The following is a 23,171-nucleotide window of genomic DNA, read 5'->3' on the forward strand; positions in this document are numbered from 1 at the left end:
GAGTGATCGTTAGCGCTGAAGGAATGAAATTTATGAGAATGCAGTTAATGAAGTTTTTGTTGGTGGGTTTGCTTTGTTGCTGTGGGGTTGCTCAGGCGGCGGAGGCGAGGCGGACGAATGTTTTGTTTCTTATCGCGGATGATCTGAATACGTATTTGGGGTGCTATGGCGATCCGTTGGCGAAGACGCCGAACTTGGACAAGCTGGCGGCGCGAGGGGTGAAGTTTGAGAAGGCGTATTGCACGTTTCCTTTGTGCGGGCCGAGTAGGAATTCTTTTCTCACAGGGCTGTATCCGAACAGCAGCGGCATCGTGGCGAATTCACAGGTTTTCCGACAAACGGTGCCGAGGCAAGTGAGCTTGCCGCAGGCGTTCCGGCAGCAGGGTTACTTCGCGGCGCGCGTGGGCAAGCTGTATCATTATAATGTGCCGAACTCGATCGGCACGGATGGACATGATGATCCGGGCTCGTGGGAGATGGAGATCAATCCGGCGGGTGTGGATCGCTTGGAGGAGATGCCGAAGATTTTTACGCTGGTATCGAATCAGTTCGGTGGCGTGCTGAGTTGGTATGGGTCGCCGAAGAGTGAGGAGCAGCATACGGATGGTAAGATCGCTATGGAGGCGGAGTGGTTGTTGGAACGATGCGCGAAGCAGAGGGATCGCCCATTCTTTCTCGCGGTGGGATTCTTCCGTCCACACACGCCGTATGTCGCGCCGAAGACGCCTTACTTCGATCTGTATCCGGAGAACAAGATGCCGGTGGTGACGGGCGTGGCGGAAGATCAGGCGGATGTGCCGCCTGCAGCGCTGAACAGTCGCAGGAAGGAACAGGATGCGATGTCTGATGAGCAGCGGCGGCAGGCATTGCAGGCGTATTACGCGAGCATCAGTTTCATGGATGCGCAGGTGGGGAAAGTGATCAACGCGCTGGACCGGTTGGGCTTGGCGGAGAACACGGTGATCGTGTTCACGAGCGATCACGGTTACCTGATGGGGCAGCATGGATTGTGGCAGAAGCTGAGTCTCTTCGAGCAAAGTGTGCGGGTGCCGTTGCTGATGGTGGCGTCGGGTGTCTCCAAGAAGGGTAGCGTGGTGAAAACGCCGGTGAGCCAGCTTGATCTGTATCCTACACTCACGGAATTGGCGGGTGTGAAGGCGCCTGCAAACATTCAGGGGCAGAGTCTGGTGCCGTTGCTAAAAGATGTGAATGCGAAGGGACGCGGCTGGGCGCTTACGCAGGTGATGCGCGGGAATGTGGCGCGACCGGGGATCAATGCGCCGACGGAAGGTCCGAATCGCGGTTTCTTCGGCTACAGCCTGCGCACGGCGCGCTGGCGTTACACGGAATGGGATGAGGGCAACAAAGGTCGCGAGCTGTACGATCATGAAAAAGATCCGCAGGAATTGACGAATCTGGCGACAGTTTCCGAACACGCAACGACGGTGGCGGAGCTATCGAAGCAATTGCGCGAGGCGGTGAAGGCGTCGCTGCCAGCGGATGGAAAGATGCCGGAGTTTTTGGGGAGTGCACCGATGTGGGCGCCGAATCTGACGAATCCATGAGGAGGATAAAGAAATCCAGTCTGTGTGCGTTCGTGCTGGCCTGTCTGTGGGTGATGATAACTCCAATGCAGGCGGCGGTGACGCAGCCCAATGTCATCATCATTTTGGCGGATGATCTGGGCTGGGCGGACCTGGGCTGCTACGGGAATACGTTCAATGAGACGCCGAACATCGACAAGTTGGCGAAGCAGGGGATGCGCTTCACGCAGTTCTACGCAGGGCCAGTGTGCTCACCGACGCGGGCGAACCTGATGTCGGGTCAGGATCAGGCGCGATTCGGCATCACGCAACATATCCCGGGACATAAGCGGCCGTATGCGAAGCTGATCGATCCGGTGGTGCCGTTGCAACTGCCGCTGGCGGTGGAGACGTTTGCGGAGCGCTTGCGCGGTGTGGGGTATCAGACCGGTTACATGGGTAAGTGGCATCTGGGCGGCGCGGGGTTCAGTCCGGCAGAGCAGGGCTGGAGCAGCGTGCAGGAAACTCAAGGGCATACCGTCACCGCGAAGATCGATGAGAGGGCGGTCGGCAAGCGGACGACCGAGTTTCTGACGGACAAGGCGGTGGCATTCATCGGCGATCACAAAGCGAAACCGTTCCTGCTGCAAGTCTCGCATCATGCAGTACATATCCCACTGACCACGACGCCGGAGTTGCTGGCGAAGTATCAGGCGAAGAAAGCGATGGCGGGCTATCCCAGCCGGCCAGAGTATGCCGGGTTGTTGGAGGAACTGGACCGGAGCGTGGGGCGCATCATGGAAGCGGTGGATAAAGCGGGCATCGCCGGGAACACGTTGATCCTGTTTCTCTCGGACAATGGCGGGCTGGAGCATGAGCAGAGCGGGCGCATCGTGACCTCCAATAGACCGCTGCGCGGGGAGAAGGGCACGCTGTATGAGGGCGGCATCCGCATCCCGGCCATCGCACGCTGGTCGGGCACGGTGCCAGCAGGAACGCACTGTGATACGCCTGCCATCACGATGGATGTGTATCCGACGTTGTTGGAGTTGTCCAAGGCATCAGCGGCCGAGAAGCAACCGCAAGATGGGGTGAGTCTGGCGGGAGTTCTGAAAGATCCGCAGGCGAAGCTAAAGCGTGAGGCGCTTCATTGGCATCTACCGCATTATCATCACAGCACACCGGCGAGCGCGGTCCGCAAAGGTGATTGGAAGCTCATCCAATTCTACGAGACGGACAAAGCAGAGCTTTACAATCTGAAGGATGATTTGGGGGAGAAGAACGACTTGGCGGTGAAAGAAGCGGGGCGGGCGAAAGAATTGAAGACGGCGTTGGCGGAGTGGCGTCAAAAGGTGAAGGCCCAGATGCCGGTGCCCAATCCCAACCATGACCCGAAGCGGGCGGATGAACTGGCGAAGGGCAAGGGGAAAAAGGGACAGGAGTAGAACTGGTGATGAAAGAGAGTGATGATGAGTAAAAGACTATTTGGGATGGTTCTCATGGCGGTCGCCCTCGGGATGACGTTGGCTTCAAAAGCTCATGGTGCCGAGCTCTGGGTAGGTGCGGCCACGGTGGACATCACCCCGGCTGAACCGGTGGCACTGGACGGACAGCGAAATGCCCGGATATCCAAGAAACCGGAGACGCCCATTTCGGCGACGGTGCTGGTGCTGGAATCACGAGAGGGCGGATTAAAGGTGGAGGAGGCGATCATCGTTTCATGCGATCTGGTGGCCATACGCGAAGGGATTTTGGACAAGGTGCGCGAGCAGTTGCGGGCGAAGCAGGCAGAGTTTGAACTGAAGAAAGTTTTCTTAAGTGCCACGCATACGCACACAGCACCGGTGACCCAGGAGGGGAAGTACGATCTGCCGAATACCGGTGTCCAGCAGCCAGGAGCTTATGCGGATTGGGTGACGGCGAAGATCGCGGATGGGATCATGGCGGCGTGGCGAGGACGGCAGAAGGGCAAAGTGGCATGGGGACAGGCGCAAGCGGTCATCGCGCAGAACCGGCGCGCGGTGTATGCAGACGGCACGGCGGTGATGTATGGCAAGACGGATGCGGCGAACTTTCGCGGCATCGAGGGCTATGAGGATCATAATGTCGATGTGCTCTTTTTCTGGAACGCGGAGAACAAGCTCATCGCGACAGCGATCAATGTGCCGTGCCCAGCGCAGGAGGTGGGCAGCCGTAGCAGTATCAATGCGGATTTCTGGCATCCGGTGCGGGAGAAGTTGAGGGAGAAACACGGGAAGGATTTACACGTCGTGGCATGGAATGGGGCGGGTGGTGATGTGACGACGCGGTTGATGTATGGCACCGCAGCGGATGAGCGGATGCGCAAGCTGCGCGGAAATATTTCACGACTGGATGAGATCGGACGACGGATCGTCAATGCGTGGGAGGAAGCATACGAAGGGGCGAAGAAAGATATCCGGCAGGATGTGCCTTTGCAGCATACGGTGAAGACGCTCGACCTGCCTTGGCGCAAGGTGACCCAGGCCGAGGTGAATCTGGCGAAGAAGGAGGCGGAGAAGTTTTCCAAGGATCCGAAGCAGCTCTGGAACTATCGCTGGAATCAGGGCGTGGTGGCACGGCATGAAGCGCAGGCAGAGCTGAAAGAAGGATCGTTCCAGATGGAGTTGCACGCGTTACGGTTGGGTGATGTGGCGATCGCATCGAATGCGTTTGAATTGTTCACGGATTACGGCGTGCAGATGAAGGCGCAGAGTCCGGGCATACAGACATTTCTCATCCAGCTCGCGGGTTCGGGTGGGTATTTGCCGACACCAAGGGCAGTGGCGGGCGGAGGTTATAGCGCGGTCATCCAAAGCAGTCGCGTAGGACCGGAGGGCGGGCAGATGCTGGTGGAGCAGACATTGGGGGTGTGGAAGGGGATGTGGAAGAAGTGATGAGTGAGAATACTGTGAATCTTTTGGAAGTGCGGAAAGTGTGCAAACGCTTTCCGGGGGTGAGGGCGTTGCACAATGTTAACCTCACGCTGGGCAAAGGTGAGGTGCTGGCGGTACTCGGGGAGAACGGTGCGGGGAAGAGTACGCTCATGAAAATCCTCGCAGGGGTGCAGCAGCCGGATGAGGGGGAGATTTTACTCGATGAGCAGGTGGTGGAGGTGGCTTCAGTGCAGGCGGCGTTGAAGCTGGGGATTGCGTTGATCCATCAGGAATTGAATCTGGCGGATAATCTGGATGTGGCGGCGAATATTTTTCTGGGACGCGAGCCGCGCAAGCTGGGGTTGATCGACAAGGCGAAGTTGTGCGCGGATGCGAAGCAGTTTCTGGCGATGGTGGGATTGGATATTCCGCCGACTACGCTGGTGCGGGAGCTGACGATCGGGCATCAGCAGATGGTGGAGATCGCGAAGGCACTTTCGGTGAATGCGCGGGTGCTGATCATGGATGAGCCGACGTCCAGCCTGACACAAAAGGAGACGGAGCAGCTTTTCAAAGTCATCAAAGACCTGAGCGCGCGCGGAGTGAGCATCGTGTATATCTCGCATCGCTTGAGCGAGGTGCGGGTGGTGGCGCATCGCGTGGTGGTGTTGCGCGATGGTGAGAATGCGGGAGAACTCTCGACGGGCAGTATCACGCATGAGGCGATGGTGAAGCTGATGGTGGGACGGGAGCTTTCGCAATATTATCCGCATGAACCGCACGCGCCGGGTGAGGTGGTGCTGGCGGTGAAGGGTTTGCGGACACCAGCGCACCCGACGAAAGAGATAGGATTGACGCTACGTGAGGGGGAGATCGTGGGCATGGCGGGATTGGTGGGCTCGGGTCGGACGGAGTTGTTGCTGACGTTGTTCGGCGTGACACCGGCTTTGGGCGGGACGATTGAGATCGCTGGTGAAGAGAGGTGCATCTGTTCGCCGAGGGAGGCGATCGCGGCGGGATTAGCGCTGGTGCCGGAGGATCGGAAGCAGCAGGGCGTGATTCTCGAAATGGCAGTGCGGGAGAATATGAGCCTGGCGAGTTTGCGACGGGATCAGCGGAATGGATTTTTGAATCGTGCCAAGGAGAGCGAAATCAGCGCGGAGATGGTGGGGCGGATGCGGGTGAAGACGCCGAGTGACAAGCAGTTCGTGCAATTTCTTTCAGGTGGTAATCAGCAGAAGGTGGTGTTGGGCAAGTGGCTGGCGATGAATCCGAAGGTGTTGCTACTGGATGAGCCGACGCGAGGGATTGATGTGGGGGCAAAGTCGGAGATCTATGCGCTCATGGAAGAACTGGCGGCGAAGGGAATGGCGGTTTTATTCGTATCGAGTGATATGGAGGAGGTGCTGGGGATGTCGGATCGTGTGCTGGTGATGCATGAGGGGCGGATTACGGGGGAGCTGAAGAGGGGGGAATTGAGTGAGGAGGCGGTGATGAGGTTGGCGGTGGGGGAGTATCGGGAAACATCGAACTTCGGACTTCGAACGTCCAACATCGAATGAGGGGAAACGCGGCAAGATGCCGCTTAACCCGCCCGCAGGATGCGGGCGCTACGTGGGAAGTGCTCCGTTATTTGGCGGGCCACCAAGTGTCGATTTTTTTGGTCAGGGTGGTGACGCGGCCTTGCTCTTTGGGGGCGAGGTTGTTTTCTTCGAAGGGGTCTTTTTTCAGGTCGTAGAGTTCGATGGGGGCGTCGGGTTCGTTTTGTTTGGCGGGGAGGATGAGTTTCCAGTGGTCTTCGATAGCCCAGCGCCAGCGGAGGCTGGTGGCGGGGACTTGGAGATCGACGGCGTTGTGGGTGAAGCATTCGCCGTAGATCGTTTTGCGCGCTTTCACGGCTTTGTCATCGAAGAGGTCGAGGCCTTGCATGTCTTTGGTGACGGTCAGACCGGCGGCTTTCAGCAAGGTGGGCATGATATCGAGGGAGAGGGCGAGTTCTTCGCTCATCTGCGGTTTCACCTTGCCGGGCCAACGGATCATGATGGGCGTGCGCACGCCGCCATCGTATTGGGATTGCTTGGACTTCGGGGCGTAGCGAGGAGCTTCGGTGTTTTGGATCCAGCCGTTGTCGGCGACATAGACGATGATGGTGTTCTCGCGCAGGCCTTGTTTATCAAGGTGATTGAGGAGTTCGCCGCAGGTTTCATCGAACCACTCGACCATGGCCCAGTATTTCGCCACGTGGAGGGAGTTCGTTTTGTCCTGATATTTTTGGAGCAAGCGGTCAGGTGGTGTGTGGGGATCGTGCGGTAGCAACGGCGCGTACCAGACGAAGAACGGCTTCTGCTCTTTCTTCGCGGTGGCGATGAAGTCGTAGATGGGCTGCATGGATTTGCGACCGATTTCCAAGCCCACATCGCCGTGGCGACCTCCTTGCGTCATGCCGTGGGTGAAGCCGCCGCGGCTGAAATGTTTTTGCCACCACTTGCCGGTCTGGAGGCTGAGGTAGCCTTTTTGCTGCAGGGTGCGGGGCAAGGTCGGTGCGTCCTCGATGAACTTGGACATGATCTCGCGGCCTTCATCGAAGAGGGGGGATTTCTGGAAATCGCGATTCGTCATGCCTTTCGGGATGGCGGGGTCGTTGCTGGTGACCTTGTGCTGATGCGGATAGAGGCCGGTGATCATGGACGCAAGACTGGGGCAGCAGAGGCTGCCGGGGACGTAGCCGCGCTTGAAGGTGAGGCTTTCGGCGGCGAGCTTGTCGAGATGAGGCGTCTTGATCTGCGGATGGCCCATGAAGCCGTAATCGGTCCACGCGTGGTCGTCGGAGACGATCATGACGATGTTCGGGGGCGGGGTGGCGGCGTGAGTGGTGAGTGCGCAGAGGAGGAGGATCGTGAAGAGAAAGTTTTTTAGGCGCATAAATTTATAGTTGCACGGTCGCGTTTGGCACTCGTTTCACCCCTCACCCCGGCCCTCTCCCCTCCGAGGGGCGAGGGTGAAAGCTGCTTGTGTGATTGGTGGCGTCGGGCACGCATTAGTTATTGCAACGTTTTTCGTATGCTTCTTGGACGTGGTGAACGGTGGGGGAGGTTACTCTTTATTTGGTCGTGTTGGCAAAGACCATTTCCGGTTTGTAGCTGGGTTGCGGGCCGTCCTGGCTGGCGACGAAGGCACCTAGAGCGCAGGCATCGGCAAGGAGTTTTTGTGGTTCGGCGAGGGTGGCGGAGGAAAGGAGGCCGGAGACGAGGGTGGCGGTGAAGGCGTCGCCGGAGCCGATGGTGTCGCGGACGGTTACGGGAGGTGCGGTGGCGGAGATGGTTCGGCCATCGTGGAACCAGAGGGCGCCGTGCTCGCCGCGGGTGATGCAGATATTGCGGCAGGGGACTTTCGTTTGGAGGACGGCGAGTTGTGCTTGGATCAGGGGTTCGTTGGCATCGGCCTCGTTTACGGGGGCGTGATCGGTGAGGCGGAGGAGTTCGCTGGCGTTGAGTTTGAGGACATCGGTCTGCTGGGCGAGTTCCAAGATCAGCGGGATATTGATGTAAGGCTGGCGAAGGTTGACGTCGAAGACGCGGAGGCCGTGCTTTTGCGCAAGGAGCTTTCTTAGGACTTTGCGGTTCTCTTCGTGGCGCAAGGCCAAGGAACCGAAGACAAGCGCAATGCTCTGCTGGCTAGTCTCATGAAGGGCGGCGGTATCGGGCAGGCGGTCCCAAGCGGCCGGATCGGCGAAGGTGTAGGTGGCGTTGCCGGAGGAATCGAGCTCGGCATCGACGGTGCCGGTGGGCAGGGTGTCGTCTATGTGGATGAGGCGATCGGAGAGGGCACGGGCGCGGATGCGTTTCAGGGTTTGGGCGCCGAGCCAGTCGTTACCGAGCGCGGAGAGCATGAGCGGTTCGTGGCCGAGTTGTTTCAGATGGTAGGCGACGTTGAAGGGCGCGCCGCCGAGGAACAGGCCGTGCGGGAGGCAGTCCCAGAGGATTTCGCCGAAGCAGAGGATGGTGCTCATTGTGATGGGGGAAACTTTAACCACAGATGGACATAGATGCACACAGATGCCGGTTGCACCCCGACTTTTTAAGCACGGGGCATGCCGACGGGCCCCATGATGGGGAAGAAACATCGAACATCCAACATCGAACTCTAAACATCGAGAGGGGGAATTAGTTAGAGCCTCCTCACGTCGGCTGCTACGTTTTTAGGCTTTGTCGGCGCTGGGGCACAGGGTTCGGATTTCGCAGTTGGGGCAGTCGGGGTTGCGGGCGTAGCAGCGGCGGCGGCCGTGGAAGATGAGTTGGTGGCTGAACTGGCACCAGTCGCTCTGCGGGATGAGTTTCATGAGGTCTTGCTCGATCTTTTTGGGATCGGTCTCACGGGTCAGGGCTAGGCGATTGGAGAGGCGGCCTACGTGGGTATCGACCACGACACCGATGTTGATATTGAAGGCGTTGCCGAGGACGACATTCGCGGTCTTGCGCCCGACGCCATCGAGGGCGGTGAGTTCTTCCATCGTCTTGGGGACGTTGCCGCCGTGGTGCTCGATGAGTTTGCGGCAGGTGGACTGGATGTTCTTCGCCTTCGCGCGGTAGAGGCCGATGCGGCGGATGTCCTCGGCGAATTGTTCCGGTGGGGCGTCGGCGTAATCCTGTACCGTGTGGTATTTCTTGAAGAGCTGTTCGGTAACGATGTTGACCTGTTTATCGGTGCATTGCGCGGAGAGGATGGTGGCGATGAGGAGTTCGAGTGAGTTCGAGTGGTTCAGTTCGCAATAGGCGTTCGGGTACGTCTCAGTCAGCCCGGCGATGATGCGCTGGGTGCGGTCGTGTCGGGCGGCGAAGGACTCGCGAGGCATGGCCCAAATTGTCTGACAATTTGGGAATGACCAAGGACGAAATCCGAATGACCAAAGGGAAACATCGAACATCGAGAGACGGGGAATGGCCGCAAAGAAGCGCGAGAGGCGCAAAAAGGATGAACCGCGAAATACTCGAAATACGCGAAAAGGGAGGTCAGAGGACGTGGTTGTCTTTTAGGGTTATCCAACGGTCGGAGCCATCGGGAGCTTGCATGCTGAGGGTGAAGATGTGGATTTTATCTTCGTAAGGGGTGACGCGTGATTTCATTTGGGAGACGATATACAGGTCGATAGTAGATTCGCGGACGCCAGAGGTGAAGGTGCTGAGCAGTGCATCGAAGGCAGCGACGCGTTCGGGCATCGGAAGCGAGCTGTTTTGGTAAGTCGCGGTGAGATGGCGGCGTTTGGCGGTGAGGTAGTCAGGGGATTTGCAGGAGGTGGTGAGGCATATCACCAAGAAAAGGAGAAGAGGTGTTTTCATGGAGGGTGGCGTCAGAGAATGAATGGTCGTTCATTTCACCGGGCCGCTGCGGGATGACGGGTAGTAGCAGCGGAAGATGCGGCCTTTGATGTTTTTAGCGGGGAGAGGGCCCCAGAAACGGCTGTCGAGACTGTTGGTGGAGTTGTCGCCCAAGACGAAGTAGTGATCTGGTGGTACCGTGTAGTTTGTGGAGAGGTCGAGCATCTTGAACGCATTTCCGGGAGGCGGGAGGTGGAGGATTTCGCCTGTTGAATTGGTCAAGGGACGTAGTTGATCGTTGATGTATAAATGTCCGTCTTGAATACGGATTTTGTCGCCGGGACTTCCGGCGAGGCGGTGAACAAACCAACCTTTGGGAAAAGGGAGGCCATCAGCGGTGTGGACCACGATATCGCCGAAGGCTGGCGGGTGGCGAAGATAGGAGATGCCTTCCATGAGGATGTGGTCTCCAGGAGAAACGGCGGGGGCCATGCCGCCGGTTGGAATTTTGAAAGGGCGGACCAAGCCGGTGATACGCAAGAGCAAGATGGTGGAGCCAATCAAGACCAGGGGGATGAGCAGCCAAATGGCTTTGCTGAGTTTGCGGCGGGGTAAAGGTGGTGGATTGGCGGTCATGCTCTTGGCGTCTCAATGGGATAATCCGTCACCGAGATGAAGTAAAAGAAATTTGGAAAATGAAACGCAAGAACACGCGGAAGGTGGAGAAGACACTCATTTCACGAATCGGCACGGATTTGTGAGAAGGTTTCTTGTTCACGCGTTTTGTGTTCGGGTGGGAGGACTACGAAGCGACAGTATCAAATCTACGAATCATGGAATCATGATGATTGGTGGAAGGGCTTGAGGGGTAGCAGCTTCTGGAGTGAAAACAGAAGTTATTCACAGTATTCACATGGACAGCCAATGTCCTACCACCTCGGGTAAGGTATGAATTATGAAGGATGAGGTATGAAAAGAAAACCGAAGGGTTCGAGGACGACGACGAAGGACGATGGGAGCAGTGAAATTGATAGACCGCTGGGCTTGCTCTGGAGGGAGTTTCACGGTTTAGTTTTGGGGTCACACGCATGAATACTTGGCACAAATTGGGTTTGTTGTTGGTCGCCACTTTGGCGGCGGGGTCGTTTTCTGTCTCGGCTGCGTCGGCGAAATGGGAGCCGCAGAAGGGGGAGACGATCGTGGTGCTTGGGAACACGTTCGCGGAGCGGATGATGTCCGCGGGCTATTTCGAGGCGGCGCTGCATGCGCAGTATCCGAATCATAATCTGCGCGTGCGCAGCATGGCGTGGAGTGCGGATGAAATCTCGCTGCAGCCGAGGCCGTATCTCTTTGGTGATCTGAAGGACAAGCTCTCGCTGCCCAAAGAAAACGTGGATCCGAAAGAGGTTTGGTTCAATGGCGTGGGGGCGGATGCGCTCATCTTGTGCTTCGGGATGAATGAGTCGTTCAAGGGTGAGGCGGGCTTGGCGAAGTTTCGTGCGGACTTGGATGCGTCGGTGAAAAATCATCTGGCGCAAAAGTATAATGGGAAGACGGCTCCGAGGTTGTTGCTGGTGTCACCGATCGCGCATGAGAATCTGGGCAAGCCGCTGCCGGATGGCGTGCAGCACAACAAAGATCTGGCGAAGTATGTGAAGGCGATGAGCGAGGTGGCGGAGGCGAATGGCGTGGCGTTCATCGATCTGTTCACTCCGCATCAGGATTGGCTGAAAAAGAATGCGAAAGAAAAGCTGACGTTTAATGGGATTCATCAAACGGAGTTCGGTAACTGGGTGTTCAGCCAGTGGATGGCGCAGCAGCTTGGATGGTTCGATGGCAAGGTGGCGAGCAGTGGGGCGAAGGAGGCGGAGAGTTTCCGCGATACGATCGCGTTCAAGAATGACCGGTTCTGGATCCATTTCCGCGCGGTGAACGGGGAATACATCTATGGGCGTCGCCGCCAGATCTGGGCACAGAAGGTGCCGATGATATCGGATGAGGAGATGCGGCGGCTGTGGCAGGTGGATGAGGACGCAGACAAGGATGTGTTCAAGGCGAAGAAGCCGCTGGTGGCGCAGGTGTGGGCGGAGAAACCGGGGAAATGAAGAATTAGGAATTAAGAATGAAGAAGGGGGCACCCCTCATCCTCAATCCTTCTCCCCTCCGAGGGGAGAAGGAGGAATAACGAGCAATTCTGTTAATTTAGATTTTGAAATGACTATGAAGCAGTTTACGAAAGCTTTGATGATGGTGGCGCTGGTGGGTGGGGTGGCGCAGGCGTGGGCGTTGGATCCGAATGTGAAGGAGAAGGGGCATTATCTTTCGCCGGAGGAGAGCAAGGCGACGATGACGTTGCCGCCGGGGTATCAGATCGAGCTGTTCGCTTCGGAGAAGGATTTCCCGATATTGAATCCGGTGGCGATGCAGTTCGACAAGCAGGGGCGCTTGTGGATCGCGAACTCGCCGACGTATCCGCACATCAAGCCGGATGACAAGTATAAGGATTCCATCGTGGTGCTGGAGGATAAGGACAAGGATGGGAAGGCGGATTCTTATACGGTCTTCGCAGAAAATCTTTATGTGCCGATGGGTTTTCTTTTGGGTGATGGCGGGGTGTATGTGTCCGAAGAGCCGAACTTGGCTTTCCTGAAGGATACGGATGGGGATGGCAAAGCGGATACGCGCGAGACGATCTTGCACGGGTTCGGCTCGGAGGACAGCCATCATGCGATCCACTCGCTGCAATGGGCGCCGGATGGTTCTTTCTACATGGCGGAGGGCACGTTCCTCGTGACGAATGTGGAGACGCCGTGGGGACCGAAGCGAGTGCATGATTCCTCGGTCATCCGGGTGAAGCCGACGCGGCATCAGGTGGAGTTGTTCGGCAATTACGGGTGGTCGAATCCATGGGGTATCGTGTTCGATAAGTGGGGGCATCCGATCCTGCTCGATGCGTCGCCAGGGCAGAACTATTACCTGCCGCATCTGATGAGCAAGTTCGCGTTCGAGGATATCGCGGACACGCTGGAACATTGGGGCAAGGTGAAGGAAGAACGGTTGAGCTTCTTCAAGAAGGGGCGGCCGAATTCCGGTGCGGAGTTTGTGAGCAGTCATAATTTTCCGCCGGAGGTGCAAGGCACTTATCTGAACGGGCAATGCATCGGGTTCCATGGTATCCGCTGGATCACGGTGGAGGAGAGCGGTTCGGGGCTAGTCACGACGAAGACGAATGATCTGGTGCAGGCGCGCGATACGAACTTCCGCCCGATCGCGTTGCAGTTCGGCCCGGATGGCGCGTTGTATGTGTGTGATTTTTACAACAATGTGATCGGTCATATGCAATACACGTTCCGTGATGAACGGCGCGGGTATTCGCACGGGCGCATCTGGCGCATCACGTATAAGGACCGTCCTCTCTCGAAGCCGGTGGCGATCGTGGGTGAGCCGGTGGAGAAGTTGCTGAACCTGCTGAAAGATCCGATCCTGCGCACGAAGTATCATGCGCGGCGGGAATTGCAGGAGCGTCCGGCGAAGGAAGTGTTGCCGGCGGTGACGAAGTGGCAGAAGAGCTTGGATGCGAAGAGTCCGGATTATGACCTGCATCGCATGGAGGCGTTCTGGATCACGCAGGGGCATGATCAGCCGGATTTCAAATTATTGGAGCAATTGCTCGAGGCTAAGGAATCGAACATCCGCGCCTCGGCGACGATGGCGATGCGCTTCGAGCTGTATCAGATGCCGGATACGATGAAGCATCTGCGCAAGTTGATCTTCGATCCGAACATGCGCGTGCGATTGGAAGCGGCGAATGCGCTGAGCTGCATGGATTCCACGGAAGCGGCGGCGCTCATCGTGAAGGCGTCTGAGATGCCGATGGACCTTGGTCTCGCGTATGCAATGGATCGTTGCCTGAATTATCTCAAGCGCTTTGGACCGATTCCGGGTTATGACAACAGCATCTTCGCGGTGAACAAGTTGAACGATGCGGATCTGACGGCAGCGGTGACGAACAAGTGGTCAGCGTTGGTGGGCTTCGAGGCGCTCTCGCGCAATACGGTGAAGGGCGAGGTGCATAATGCGATCATCGAGAAGTTCCAGAAAGAATGGAACACGAGTCGCGCGGCGGTGCTGTTCCAAGTGGCAGACAAGTTGAAGCAACTGGGCAAGCCGGATGTGAGCGGCATCACACGGCGCGTGGCGTCACTGGCGGTGGCAGATTCTGTGCAAGGGCAGGCGGCGTTCACAGCTTACCTGAAGCGCGAAGCAGCAACAACGGATGTGGATTTGCGCCGGGCTTCTTACGCGGGTCTCTTGAACGCGAATGCGGACAAACCGCAGGAGGCGATCAAGCTGGCGGAGTCATTGAAGGAAGTGGATATGTTAATGGCCGGCGCGGCGCTCATCACGGATAATTCTTCGCAGGCGAAGCTGTATCCGACGTTGCTGAACTATATCAAGACGAAGCCGGGCATCACTTCGGAGTCGGTGCGTGATGCGATGAAGGGGGCGTTGCGCGTGGCGGACAAGCGGCCGGAGATATTCGCGACACTCGCGGAGTTGGCGGAGAAGGGCGGGTATGTGAAGCGGCGTGGGGCGATCAGTGCGATGCAGAGCGTGGCGTTCAAGGATTGGCCGAAGGGGTTCGACCAGTATGCGGGACGCTTGAAGATCTCGGGCGAGAAACTGCGCTTGGGCGGTGAGATATTCCGGCGCGAGAACTTCTGCGGGCAATGTCACATGGGCAGCGGTGAAGGTGTGCCGGGCGCGTTCCCGCCTTTGCAGGCGAATCAGTGGGTGGAAGGGGATGTGGATCGCCTGATCAAGGTGGCGTTGCATGGTCTGGAAGGGCCGCTGGAGGTGCATGGCATCGGCTACGATGCGGCGATGCCGCCAATGGGTGGCTTGCTGAACGATGAAGAGATGGCGGCGGTGCTGACCTTCGTGCGCACGTCCTGGGATAACACGGGCAGTGAGATCACGGCGGAACAAGTGGCGAAGGTGCGGGCGAAGTATCCAGATCGCGCGGCGCTGTGGCAGGTGGAAGAGATCGTGAAGGAACATCCGATCGACGGTTGGGCGCCGCCAAAGGCGGCACCGAAGAAGAAGAGCGAGTTTGAGTGAGAAAGACAACCGCCGTGATCGAAAGCTCACGGCGGTTTTTTGTGAGGAGTAATCGAAGAGGGAAAACAGGGGCACCCCTCATCCTCAATCCTTCTCCCCTCCGAGGGGAGAAGGAGGAAAGAGAGCGCGAGTGCATAAGGAGTAATTGTATGAGTTATATCATGGTGGATGTGGAGGCGGATGGGCCGATACCGGGGGATTATTCGATGGTGTGTTTCGGCGCGGTGTTGGTGGCGGGAGATTTGTCGCGGACGTTTTATGGGCGATTGAAACCGGTCTCGGAGAAGCGGATTCCGGAGGCGTTGGCGGTATCAGGGTTTTCGCGGGAGGAGACGATGAAGTTTGAGGAGCCGAAGAAGGTGATGGCTGAGTTTCTTGGATGGTTGAAGGAGAATTCCAAGGGGAAGCCGATGTTTGTCTCGGACAACAACGGGTTCGACTGGCAGTTCATCAACTGGTATTTCCACCATTTCTTGGGCGAGAATCCGTTTGGGTTTTCGTCAACCAACCTGGGCTCGCTTTACAAGGGGATGCAGAAGGATGTGTTCCAGAATTTCAAACATCTGCGGCGGACGACGCACACGCATCATCCGGTGGATGATGCGAAGGGGAATGCAGAGGCGTTGCTGCGGATGAAGGAGATGGGGTTGAAGATTTCATTGGAGTGAGCGCGATGAAGAAGAGATGGAACAAAAGGAATACCGGCACCCCTCATCCTCAATCCTTCTCCCCTCCGAGGGGAGAAGGAGGATAAGAAAACGAGTTTCCGGCGGAGATAAGCTTGAATCTGTTGAACTGAATGAACACGCTGGATGAATCCAAACGAAAGAAAGCCATGAGCGCGCAGAACTCTTCTACCCGATTTAATTCATTGAACCGCCGTTCTTTTTTAGCCGCCGCCGGGACGTTAGTGGCCGGAGTAGCCTCAGCGCAGGTGGCGCGTGATTGGACCGGGGTGATCCCGACGCGTTATCCGGACCCGGACATCATCGCGCTTGATCCGCGTTTCGGGAAATACAAGCTGGGCAATACGCCAATCCAGCGGCTGTATCACAATCCGAACATGCTGTGGGCGGAAGGCCCGGCGTGGAATGCGGTGGGGAAATATCTGCTTTGGAGCGATATCCCGAATGATATTCAACTGCGGTGGATAGAGGATGACGGTCGCACGACGGTGTTCCGTAATCCGGCGGGGAACAGCAATGGTAACACGTTCGATTTCGAGGGGCGCCAGATCTCCTGCCAGCACGGCACGCGCAAGGTGGTGCGTTACGAGCATGACGGTTCGGTGACGATTCTCGCGGAGACGTTTAACGGTAAGCCCTTCAACGCGCCGAACGATGTGGTGGTGCATCCGGATGGCGGCATTTGGTTCACTGACCCAGGCTACGGCAGCATGATGAATTACGAGGGGAACAAGGGGAAGCTGGAGCTGAAGGAGGCGGTGTATCGCATCGATCCGAAGAGCAGACAGATCGTGCTCGTGACGGATGATGTGGAGAAGCCGAATGGCCTCTGCTTCTCGCCGGATTACAAGAAGCTGTATGTGGCGGATACGGGCGGGCCGAAGAATATCAAGGTTTGGGATGTCGTAGACCAGACGAAGTTGAAGGGCAGCGGGAAGGAGTTCACGCATATGAAGCTTAAAACGGAGCGTGATGGGAAATCCGTGGAGCTGAGCGGTGGCGCGGATGGCATCCGCTGCGATGTGGATGGGAATGTGTGGGCGGCTGCGGGTTGGGCCGGTGCGGGCTACGATGGCGTGCATGTGTTCGCGCCGGATGGCAAACGCATCGGGCAGATTCTGCTGCCAGAGATATGTGCGAACATCTGCTTCGGTGGAAAGAAGCGGAACCGGTTGTTCATGCTGGGGAGCACATCGGTGTATGCGGTGTATGTGGAGACGCAGGGAGCGCATATCACTTGAGTGATGTTCCTCTGAGGATCCTTTTTGTTTGTGGCAAGAACCTGCGGCGCAGTCCGACGGCGGAGGCGGTTTATCGCAATGATCCGCGGGTGGAGGTGCGGTCGGCGGGGGTGAGCGAGAAGAGCAAGCATCGCGTGACGGAGAAGGATCTGGCGTGGGCGGAATTGGTGCTGGTGATGGAGCGGAAGCATAAGGCGCGGATATTGGAGGCGTTCGGTGGATTGGAGAATTTGCCGAGGATCGAATCGCTAGAAATACCGGATGAGTTTGAGTTCATGGAGGAGGAATTGGTGGAGTTGATTCGGGGTGGAGTGGAGGATTTCTTGTCTGCTTTGAATGAGCAATGACGGTTGGGGAAATCCCAAATTCAAAGCTCCGAGGAAATCTCAAACACCAAACATCAAGGTGACCGCCTTCTATGAATTTACGGGTTTTGATTTTTTCGGATGAGCAGTTCACACTGGCTGTATGGACCTCAAGTTGAAGAATAAGGTGGCGCTGGTCACTGGTGGTGCGCGTGGGATTGGGGAAGCGATTGTACGCTTGTTGGTGATGGAAGGGGCGAGGGTGGCAATCGTGGATCGGAATCGGGAGTCGGGTGAGGCATTGGCTGCGCAGCTTCAAGGTGCAGGGGCGAATGTGTTGTTTGTTTCGGCAGATTTGACGGTAGAGGCGGATTGTCTAAAGGCGGTGGAGCAGACGGTGAAGACGTTTGGGCAACTCGACATCGTGGTGAATAATGCGGGGGTGAATGATGGGGTTTCTTTGGAGCAAGCACCGGCGGAGTTCATGCAGTCGCTGCAATTGAATCTCTTTCATGTGTACGCGATCACGCATCATGCGCGGGTGGCGTTGCGGGCGAGCAAGGGCGTGGTGATCAATATCAGCTCCAAGGTGGCGGTGACGGGACAGGGGAAGACGTCCGGTTATGCGGCGGCAAAGGGAGCGGTGAATGCGCTGACGCGGGAGTGGGCGATCGCGTTCGCACCGGATGGGGTGCGGGTGAATTGTGTGGTGCCCGCCGAATGTCTTACGCCGCAGTATGAGAACTGGTTCAACAGCCTGCCCGATCCGGCGGCGACGAAGGCGAGTGTGGAGCGGTTGGTGCCGTTGGGTAAACGCATGACGGTGCCGGAGGAAATCGCGGTGGCGGTGGTGTTTTTGGCATCGCCAGTGTCAGCGCATACGACGGGGCAGATCCATTTTGTGGATGGGGGATATACGCATCTAGATCGGGCGATAACGGGGGAGCATGCGAAGTGGGGGTAGGAAGAGAAGCAGAGTCTTATGAGATTGCTGTTAATCATCCTCATATGAGTGAGATCACGACAATTGATCAGGTTTCCGAAGAGAAAGGTGCTGTGATCTTATCCTTGCAGCAATTTTCTTCTTCGGAGGACCGAGAAGCAATGGTCGTTTTTCAAGACAAGCTGAATGGTTATATCAGCGCGGTAAAGAATGAAGGATTGTATGAACAGTTTCCTGACCTTAAGGATAAACCTGTCCGTATCCGTTTAATTTGCAGCCATGAACTCACGCCGGTCGTGAAAGCAAAACTCGATCGTGTGAATGCGACGCTAGCGGAGGTCTCTATTGGATTTGAAGTGGTTTTGATCAAGGTTGAAGCAGGCGGGCGTGATATGCTTAAAGAGCGTATCATCTCGTGGGTAAATTGTTTTAGAGGGAAGCAGTGAGGTTGGTCAGTGCTGCCTCCTCACGTCGGCAGCTACGATAAAAAAACCGCCGGGGATTGCTCCACGGCGGTTGGTGTTTTCAGATTGTTCCGTGCTTACTTGAAGTAAGCGTGGTTCCGGTTGCCGCCGGAGAGGAGGAAGGCGACGAGGTCGGCGACTTCGTCATCCTTCAGCACATTGATGAGGCCTTCGGGCATCATTGAGGTCTTGGAAGGCTCCACGGATTGCACCTGACGGCTGTCGATGCCGATGGCCTGGTTGGGGTCGAACATGTCGGTGTTGAAGCGCATGTTGTCACCCGCGAGATTCACCACGCGACCATTGTAGCTGTCACCATTCTTCAGGGTGATGACCACGGAGCCGAACTGGTCGCTGATCTCCTTGTTCGGGTCGAGGATGGATTCCAGCAGATCGCGTGCATTGAAGCGGCCCGCCACACCCGTCAGGTCGGGGCCGACGGCGCCGCCATCCGAATCAAAACGATGGCAGGAGGCGCAACCCACGCCGGCGTAGATCTGGCGACCGCGCTCAAAGTTGCGTTTCTTCAACTGCTTCTCGACCAGCGGAGCGAGTTCCTTGAGCGTCCATTCCTTCGAGAAGGTGCGGCCTTCCATGAACTCGGCCATCAGAGATTTCGTCTCCGGTTTGGCCTCGAGGATGGGCTTGAGTTCGACGAGTTCCGCCGGGTTCAAGTTCGCCGTGGCTTCGTCTTTGAAGTTCTTGATGAAGCCGCTGAGACTGTTGCCGCCCTTGAAGTTGGCGGCTTTCAGGAACCAGCTGAAGTAGGTCTTGCGCAGGTCCATCGTCCAGCCGGTCTTGAGGGAGCGGAGCATGCGGGCGTAATCCATCTGTTCTTCCTGAGTGGGAGCGGCGGTGAGCATGCCCACGACTTTTTTCGCGGCGCTCGGTGCTTCCAGATAGACGAGCATCTGGGCGAGATCGGCGTTCACTTCGCGACGTTGGCTCGGGAAGAGCGGATCGAACTTGGCGGCGATCTTCTGTCGCGTGGCGGCGTCCGGTTCACCCATGCGGATGAAGGCGAGGGCGTAAACGCGCAGGAGTTCCACGCGCTGCATATCGGAGAGCTTGCTCCAGTCGATCTTGTCCAGTGCGGCTAGGAGCTTCGGCTGGATGGTCTTGTCACCCACGCGGCTCAGGGCAAGCAGTGCGCTGAGGGCGGTTTGCGGATCTTTCTCCGTGAAGGCTTTTTCCTGCCACGTCGTGGCGGGTTGCCACTCAAGGGCGGTGCGGGCGGCGAAGCGCAGGTAGCGATCGCTGTCACCGAGGGCTTTCCAAGCATCCTTCACGGCGTTGGCGTCCACTTTGCCGTGATACGCTTCGAGCTTCTTGCGCGCGGCGAGTTGGGGCGGAGCAGGCATGCCTTTGCTAGGCGCGGTGGATTCCGTGCCTGTGTAGGTCACGCGATAGAGACCGGATTGAGTCTTACGACCACCGACAGCGAAGTAGAACGCGCCATCCTTCGGATTCACGATGAGATCGGTGAGCGGCAGTGGCGAGGCACTGATGAATTCTTCCTTCTCCGCCACGTAACCGGCGCCTTCCGGCTTCAGGTGGATGGCGTAGAGCTTGCCGTAGCTCCAGTCGGAGATGTAGAGCGCCTCCTGATACTTGGCCGGGAACTTCGCACCGTAGCCGAAGACCACGCCCGTCGGCGAGCCGGGACCGATATTCACCACGGAGCCGAGGCTGTCCGGGTAGTAATCCGGCCACTTGCCGGTACCGGAGCGCCAGCCGAATTCGCTGCCGCTGGTGGCGAGATTCACGCGGGTGGGGCGGTACCAAGGTGTGTTCACGTCCCATTCCATATCGGCGTCATACACGAAGAGTTCGCCGCGCGTGTTGAAGGCGGCGTCATATTGATTGCGGTAACCCATGGAGAAGAGTTCCCATTGCTTGCCATCCGGGCTCATGGAGGCGACCCAGCCGCCGGGAGCCATGATTCCGCGAGCGTGACCGCGCGCATCCCACATGCGGGGGAGGAGATGGTCTTCCTGATAGACGAGCGGGACTTTGGAAGAATCAAATTTCGTGGGCTTGGTGTGGTTACCCGCGAGAATGTAGATGGATTTGCCATCGGGCGAGAGCAGTGCGGCGTGAGGGCCGTGTTCACCGCCGCCTTCCAGCAGGCGCAGGGTTTCGAGCGAGTCGAGCTTGTCGTCACCATTCGTATCGCGAACGCGATAGACGCCGCTGGCGTATTTGCCGCCTTTGTTCACCACGACGTAGAGACTGTCGAAGGCCCAGAGCAGACCTTGGGCTTCACCGATGTTCACATCGATCTTCTCGATCTCCAGACCGGTGCTGCTGGCGAGCGGCGGTGGTGAGAGGCGATAGAGCCCGCCGTATTGATCGCTGACGATGAGGCGGCCTTTCGGATCCACAGTCATGCTGACCCAAGAGCCTTGGTCATCTTTCGGCACGGAGTAGAGGCGTTCCACCTTGAAGCCCTTGGCCACGCGCATTCGCTCCACAGGTGTGGCTTCGGGCGGTTTCACATTGGCGGCGGCTTGGAGGGATTTCTCATTCACGCTGGTCCAAGGCGCACCGCCGAGCTGGGCGAGGACTACAGGCTTCGTCCAGGAGGAATCATCGAAGCCAGGGGTCTGCCAGTCTTTCGGGGCTTTTTGGCTCGTTTTCCAAGTGCCATCGGTAGCGATGACTTCGAGGCTGCGACCGCTATCGATCTCCAGCTTCACCATGAGCGCGGCGGCGGCACCGTCGTCGTTCTTGGCATCCACGGCGATGACGTTGCGGCCTTCGAGCAGCTTGTTGCCGACGTTGACGAAGACGGGATCGGCCCAGCTATTACCAGTGGCGATCTGTTCGCCGTTCAGGAACAGGCGGAATTCGTTATCCGCCGCGACATAGAGGCGGGCGGTGACGGCGGCAGACTTCTTAAAATTGAATTCCTTACGGAACCACGCCTTTTGATTGGAGGTGGCTGGTTTGGTGGGCCAGATCCAATTGACGACGGAGCTTTGGGCAACGGCGGCTTTGGGAGCGGCCTTTTCCTGAGCTTTCGCATCGGCAACCACCAAGGCACTGGCGGTGGCGAGGACCAAAAGCGAACAATAACGGGCTAGCATTTTCATGGCTTGAATGAGTGTGGGGATTTAAGCAGCAAGGGGGATGAGGGGCAATGAAGTTTAATGACGAATGACCAAATCCGAATGACGAAGGAATGAGCAATGACCAATGGGAAAAGATAGAAAATTTGGTGCAGGGACCGAGGACGATGACGAGAACAAGGACGATTACGAATGGGTGAATTCATTTTTCCTGACGAACTGCTTGTCGCGTAGGTGCGGTTTCGGGTATTGACGGAGCGAGTTTCACCCGCATTCAGGATTTGAAGAAAATTCTTGGCATACTTGGACTGCTGATCGTGGTCTGTGTGGCGACGGCGCTGATGAGCGACCGTTTCCTCACGCCGTACAATGTCGAGAACCTCATCCGGCGCACGGCGCTCTTCGGCATCATCAGCATCGGCGTGGCGTTTGTGATCATCACGGGCGGGATCGATCTCTCCATCGGGTCGGTGGTTTGTCTGGTGGGTTGCGGGCTGCCTTGGCTGCTGACGGTGAAAGGTGTTTCCGTGCCGGTGGCGTTGGTGATCGTGGTCTTGGTGTCAGGAGGGATAGGACTACTGCATGGGACGTTGATCACTAAGTTACGAATACAACCCTTCGTGGTGACGTTATGCGGGCTGCTCATCTATCGCGGGCTCACGCGCGGGCTGACGCAGGATCAGACGATGGGGTTTGGAAATGAGTTCAAGGGCTTGCGCATTCTCGCGACGGGGAAGGTGCCGGTGCCGTTCATCGAGAATTTCAGCATCCCCGCGCCGTGCATCATCCTGCTGGTAGTGGCGATTATCGCGGCGGTGTTCTTGAACAAAACGATCTATGGGCGTTACTTGCTGGCACTGGGGCGGAATGAGCAGGCGGCGCGGTTCAGCGGTATCAATACGGACCGCATGATCATCTTGGCATATGTGATCTGCGGGTTGTTGTCGGGCTTGGGTGGGATGCTCTTTGTGCTGGATGTGAATTCAGCGCAGCCGGTGGATTTCGGGAATTTCTATGAACTCTATGCCATTGCGGCGGCGGTGCTGGGCGGATGCAGCTTGCGCGGTGGTGAGGGGGCGATCACGGGCATCATCATCGGTGCAGCGCTGATGCAGGTGCTGCGGAACATGATCACGCTGGTGGATTCCATGCCGAAGAGCATCGAGTTCGCGATCATCGGAGCGGTGATCTTGGGCGGGGTGGTGGCGGATGAATTGATCAAGCGGTGGGCGGCGGGGAGAAGGGCGGGGAAGGCGGGTGAATCGTTAAAAGGTTAAATCGTGATTCGTTTTGGCGGCTGGGCGTAACTGACGGCTGGGAGTAAAGATGCTGGCAAAAGCATGGGAGTATGGCAGATTACACCTATGGAAACGGCGATTGTGACTTCTGAAGGTGAGACGCAGACGGTTCATCTGCCGAAAGGTTTTCATTTGCCGACACCGGAGGTAAGCATCCGGCATGATGGGGATGCGATTGTTTTGGAGCCGTTAAAACCCAAGGTGTGGCCAGTTGGTTTTTTTGAGTCGATACAGATTGATGATCCTGCTTTCAAGCGTCCGGAGTAACGGGTGATTTCGCTGCTTCGCTTTAGACCGGTGGGGTGGTGGC

At 57.3% G+C, this 23,171-nt stretch carries 19 protein-coding genes; 13 read left to right on the forward strand and 6 right to left on the reverse strand.

Features of this window, described 5'->3' with window-relative positions:
• The first annotated feature begins 32 nt into the window (after nucleotides 1-32).
• Genes VGH19_14440 through VGH19_14455 form a run of 4 tightly spaced genes read left to right on the forward strand, consistent with a single transcriptional unit; the run spans nucleotide 33 to nucleotide 5,979 of the window.
• Entirely contained in the window at nucleotides 33-1,565 is a 1,533-nt protein-coding gene (locus VGH19_14440) for a sulfatase (protein ID HEY1172565.1), read from the forward strand.
• Nucleotides 1,562-2,968, forward strand: coding sequence for a sulfatase (locus VGH19_14445; protein ID HEY1172566.1), 1,407 nt, complete (start codon nucleotides 1,562-1,564; stop codon nucleotides 2,966-2,968). Before VGH19_14440 ends, VGH19_14445 begins: the two co-directional genes overlap by 4 nt.
• 54 nt (nucleotides 2,969-3,022) lie before the next feature.
• Nucleotides 3,023-4,438 carry a hypothetical protein gene (locus tag VGH19_14450; protein ID HEY1172567.1) on the forward strand — a complete coding sequence of 472 codons (1,416 nt, stop codon included), beginning with the start codon at nucleotides 3,023-3,025 and terminating at the stop codon, nucleotides 4,436-4,438.
• A complete protein-coding gene (locus tag VGH19_14455) occupies nucleotides 4,438-5,979 on the forward strand; it encodes a sugar ABC transporter ATP-binding protein (protein ID HEY1172568.1) in 1,542 nt (513 codons plus the stop codon). The genes VGH19_14450 and VGH19_14455 overlap by 1 nt, the downstream gene beginning before the upstream one ends.
• Nucleotides 5,980-6,046: 67 nt before the next feature.
• On the opposite strand, the gene VGH19_14460 is transcribed toward VGH19_14455, so the two are convergent.
• The 5 genes from VGH19_14460 to lepB form a co-directional block, all read right to left on the reverse strand.
• On the reverse strand, nucleotides 6,047-7,339 hold the full coding sequence (locus VGH19_14460) for a sulfatase (GenBank protein HEY1172569.1): 1,293 nt from the start codon (nucleotides 7,337-7,339) through the stop codon (nucleotides 6,047-6,049).
• Nucleotides 7,340-7,517: 178 nt separating this feature from the next.
• A complete protein-coding gene (locus tag VGH19_14465) occupies nucleotides 7,518-8,426 on the reverse strand; it encodes a carbohydrate kinase (protein HEY1172570.1) in 909 nt (302 codons plus the stop codon).
• 189 nt (nucleotides 8,427-8,615) lie between these two features.
• On the reverse strand, nucleotides 8,616-9,269 hold the full coding sequence (nth, locus tag VGH19_14470) for an endonuclease III (GenBank protein HEY1172571.1): 654 nt from the start codon (nucleotides 9,267-9,269) through the stop codon (nucleotides 8,616-8,618).
• Between the two features lie 157 nt (nucleotides 9,270-9,426).
• Nucleotides 9,427-9,753 carry a hypothetical protein gene (locus tag VGH19_14475; protein HEY1172572.1) on the reverse strand — a complete coding sequence of 109 codons (327 nt, stop codon included), beginning with the start codon at nucleotides 9,751-9,753 and terminating at the stop codon, nucleotides 9,427-9,429.
• Nucleotides 9,754-9,783: 30 nt separating this feature from the next.
• Nucleotides 9,784-10,368, reverse strand: coding sequence for a signal peptidase I (gene lepB / locus VGH19_14480; protein ID HEY1172573.1), 585 nt, complete (start codon nucleotides 10,366-10,368; stop codon nucleotides 9,784-9,786).
• Between the two features lie 452 nt (nucleotides 10,369-10,820).
• Here lepB and VGH19_14485 point away from each other — a divergent pair, with 452 nt between their 5' ends.
• The 7 genes from VGH19_14485 to VGH19_14515 all read left to right on the forward strand — a co-directional run bounded on the left by VGH19_14485 (nucleotide 10,821) and on the right by VGH19_14515 (nucleotide 18,474).
• Nucleotides 10,821-11,837 carry an SGNH/GDSL hydrolase family protein gene (locus VGH19_14485; protein HEY1172574.1) on the forward strand — a complete coding sequence of 339 codons (1,017 nt, stop codon included), beginning with the start codon at nucleotides 10,821-10,823 and terminating at the stop codon, nucleotides 11,835-11,837.
• Nucleotides 11,838-11,952: 115 nt separating this feature from the next.
• On the forward strand, nucleotides 11,953-14,853 hold the full coding sequence (locus tag VGH19_14490) for a PVC-type heme-binding CxxCH protein (GenBank protein ID HEY1172575.1): 2,901 nt from the start codon (nucleotides 11,953-11,955) through the stop codon (nucleotides 14,851-14,853).
• 149 nt (nucleotides 14,854-15,002) lie between these two features.
• On the forward strand, nucleotides 15,003-15,521 hold the full coding sequence (locus VGH19_14495; GenBank protein ID HEY1172576.1) for a 3'-5' exoribonuclease: 519 nt from the start codon (nucleotides 15,003-15,005) through the stop codon (nucleotides 15,519-15,521).
• A gap of 131 nt (nucleotides 15,522-15,652) precedes the next feature.
• Nucleotides 15,653-16,780 carry an SMP-30/gluconolactonase/LRE family protein gene (locus VGH19_14500; GenBank protein ID HEY1172577.1) on the forward strand — a complete coding sequence of 376 codons (1,128 nt, stop codon included), beginning with the start codon at nucleotides 15,653-15,655 and terminating at the stop codon, nucleotides 16,778-16,780.
• A complete protein-coding gene (locus tag VGH19_14505) occupies nucleotides 16,777-17,127 on the forward strand; it encodes a protein-tyrosine-phosphatase (GenBank protein ID HEY1172578.1) in 351 nt (116 codons plus the stop codon). The genes VGH19_14500 and VGH19_14505 overlap by 4 nt, the downstream gene beginning before the upstream one ends.
• A 121-nt stretch (nucleotides 17,128-17,248) precedes the next feature.
• Nucleotides 17,249-18,049 carry an SDR family oxidoreductase gene (locus VGH19_14510; GenBank protein HEY1172579.1) on the forward strand — a complete coding sequence of 267 codons (801 nt, stop codon included), beginning with the start codon at nucleotides 17,249-17,251 and terminating at the stop codon, nucleotides 18,047-18,049.
• 44 nt (nucleotides 18,050-18,093) lie between these two features.
• Entirely contained in the window at nucleotides 18,094-18,474 is a 381-nt protein-coding gene (locus VGH19_14515) for a DUF6572 domain-containing protein (protein HEY1172580.1), read from the forward strand.
• A 95-nt stretch (nucleotides 18,475-18,569) separates the two neighbouring features.
• Here VGH19_14515 and VGH19_14520 read toward each other — a convergent pair whose 3' ends face one another.
• A complete protein-coding gene (locus tag VGH19_14520; protein ID HEY1172581.1) occupies nucleotides 18,570-21,587 on the reverse strand; it encodes a c-type cytochrome in 3,018 nt (1,005 codons plus the stop codon).
• A gap of 257 nt (nucleotides 21,588-21,844) precedes the next feature.
• Between VGH19_14520 and VGH19_14525 the strand changes: the two genes are divergently transcribed.
• Complete coding sequence (locus VGH19_14525; protein HEY1172582.1) at nucleotides 21,845-22,840, forward strand: ABC transporter permease; 996 nt, start codon at nucleotides 21,845-21,847, stop codon at nucleotides 22,838-22,840.
• Nucleotides 22,841-22,927: 87 nt separating this feature from the next.
• Nucleotides 22,928-23,128 (forward strand): hypothetical protein, encoded by a 201-nt coding sequence (locus VGH19_14530; protein ID HEY1172583.1) that lies wholly within the window; start codon nucleotides 22,928-22,930, stop codon nucleotides 23,126-23,128.
• The last annotated feature ends 43 nt before the right edge of the window (nucleotides 23,129-23,171 follow it).

This window comes from Verrucomicrobiia bacterium, from assembly GCA_036405135.1.
Classification (GTDB): domain Bacteria; phylum Verrucomicrobiota; class Verrucomicrobiia; order Limisphaerales; family JAEYXS01; genus JAEYXS01.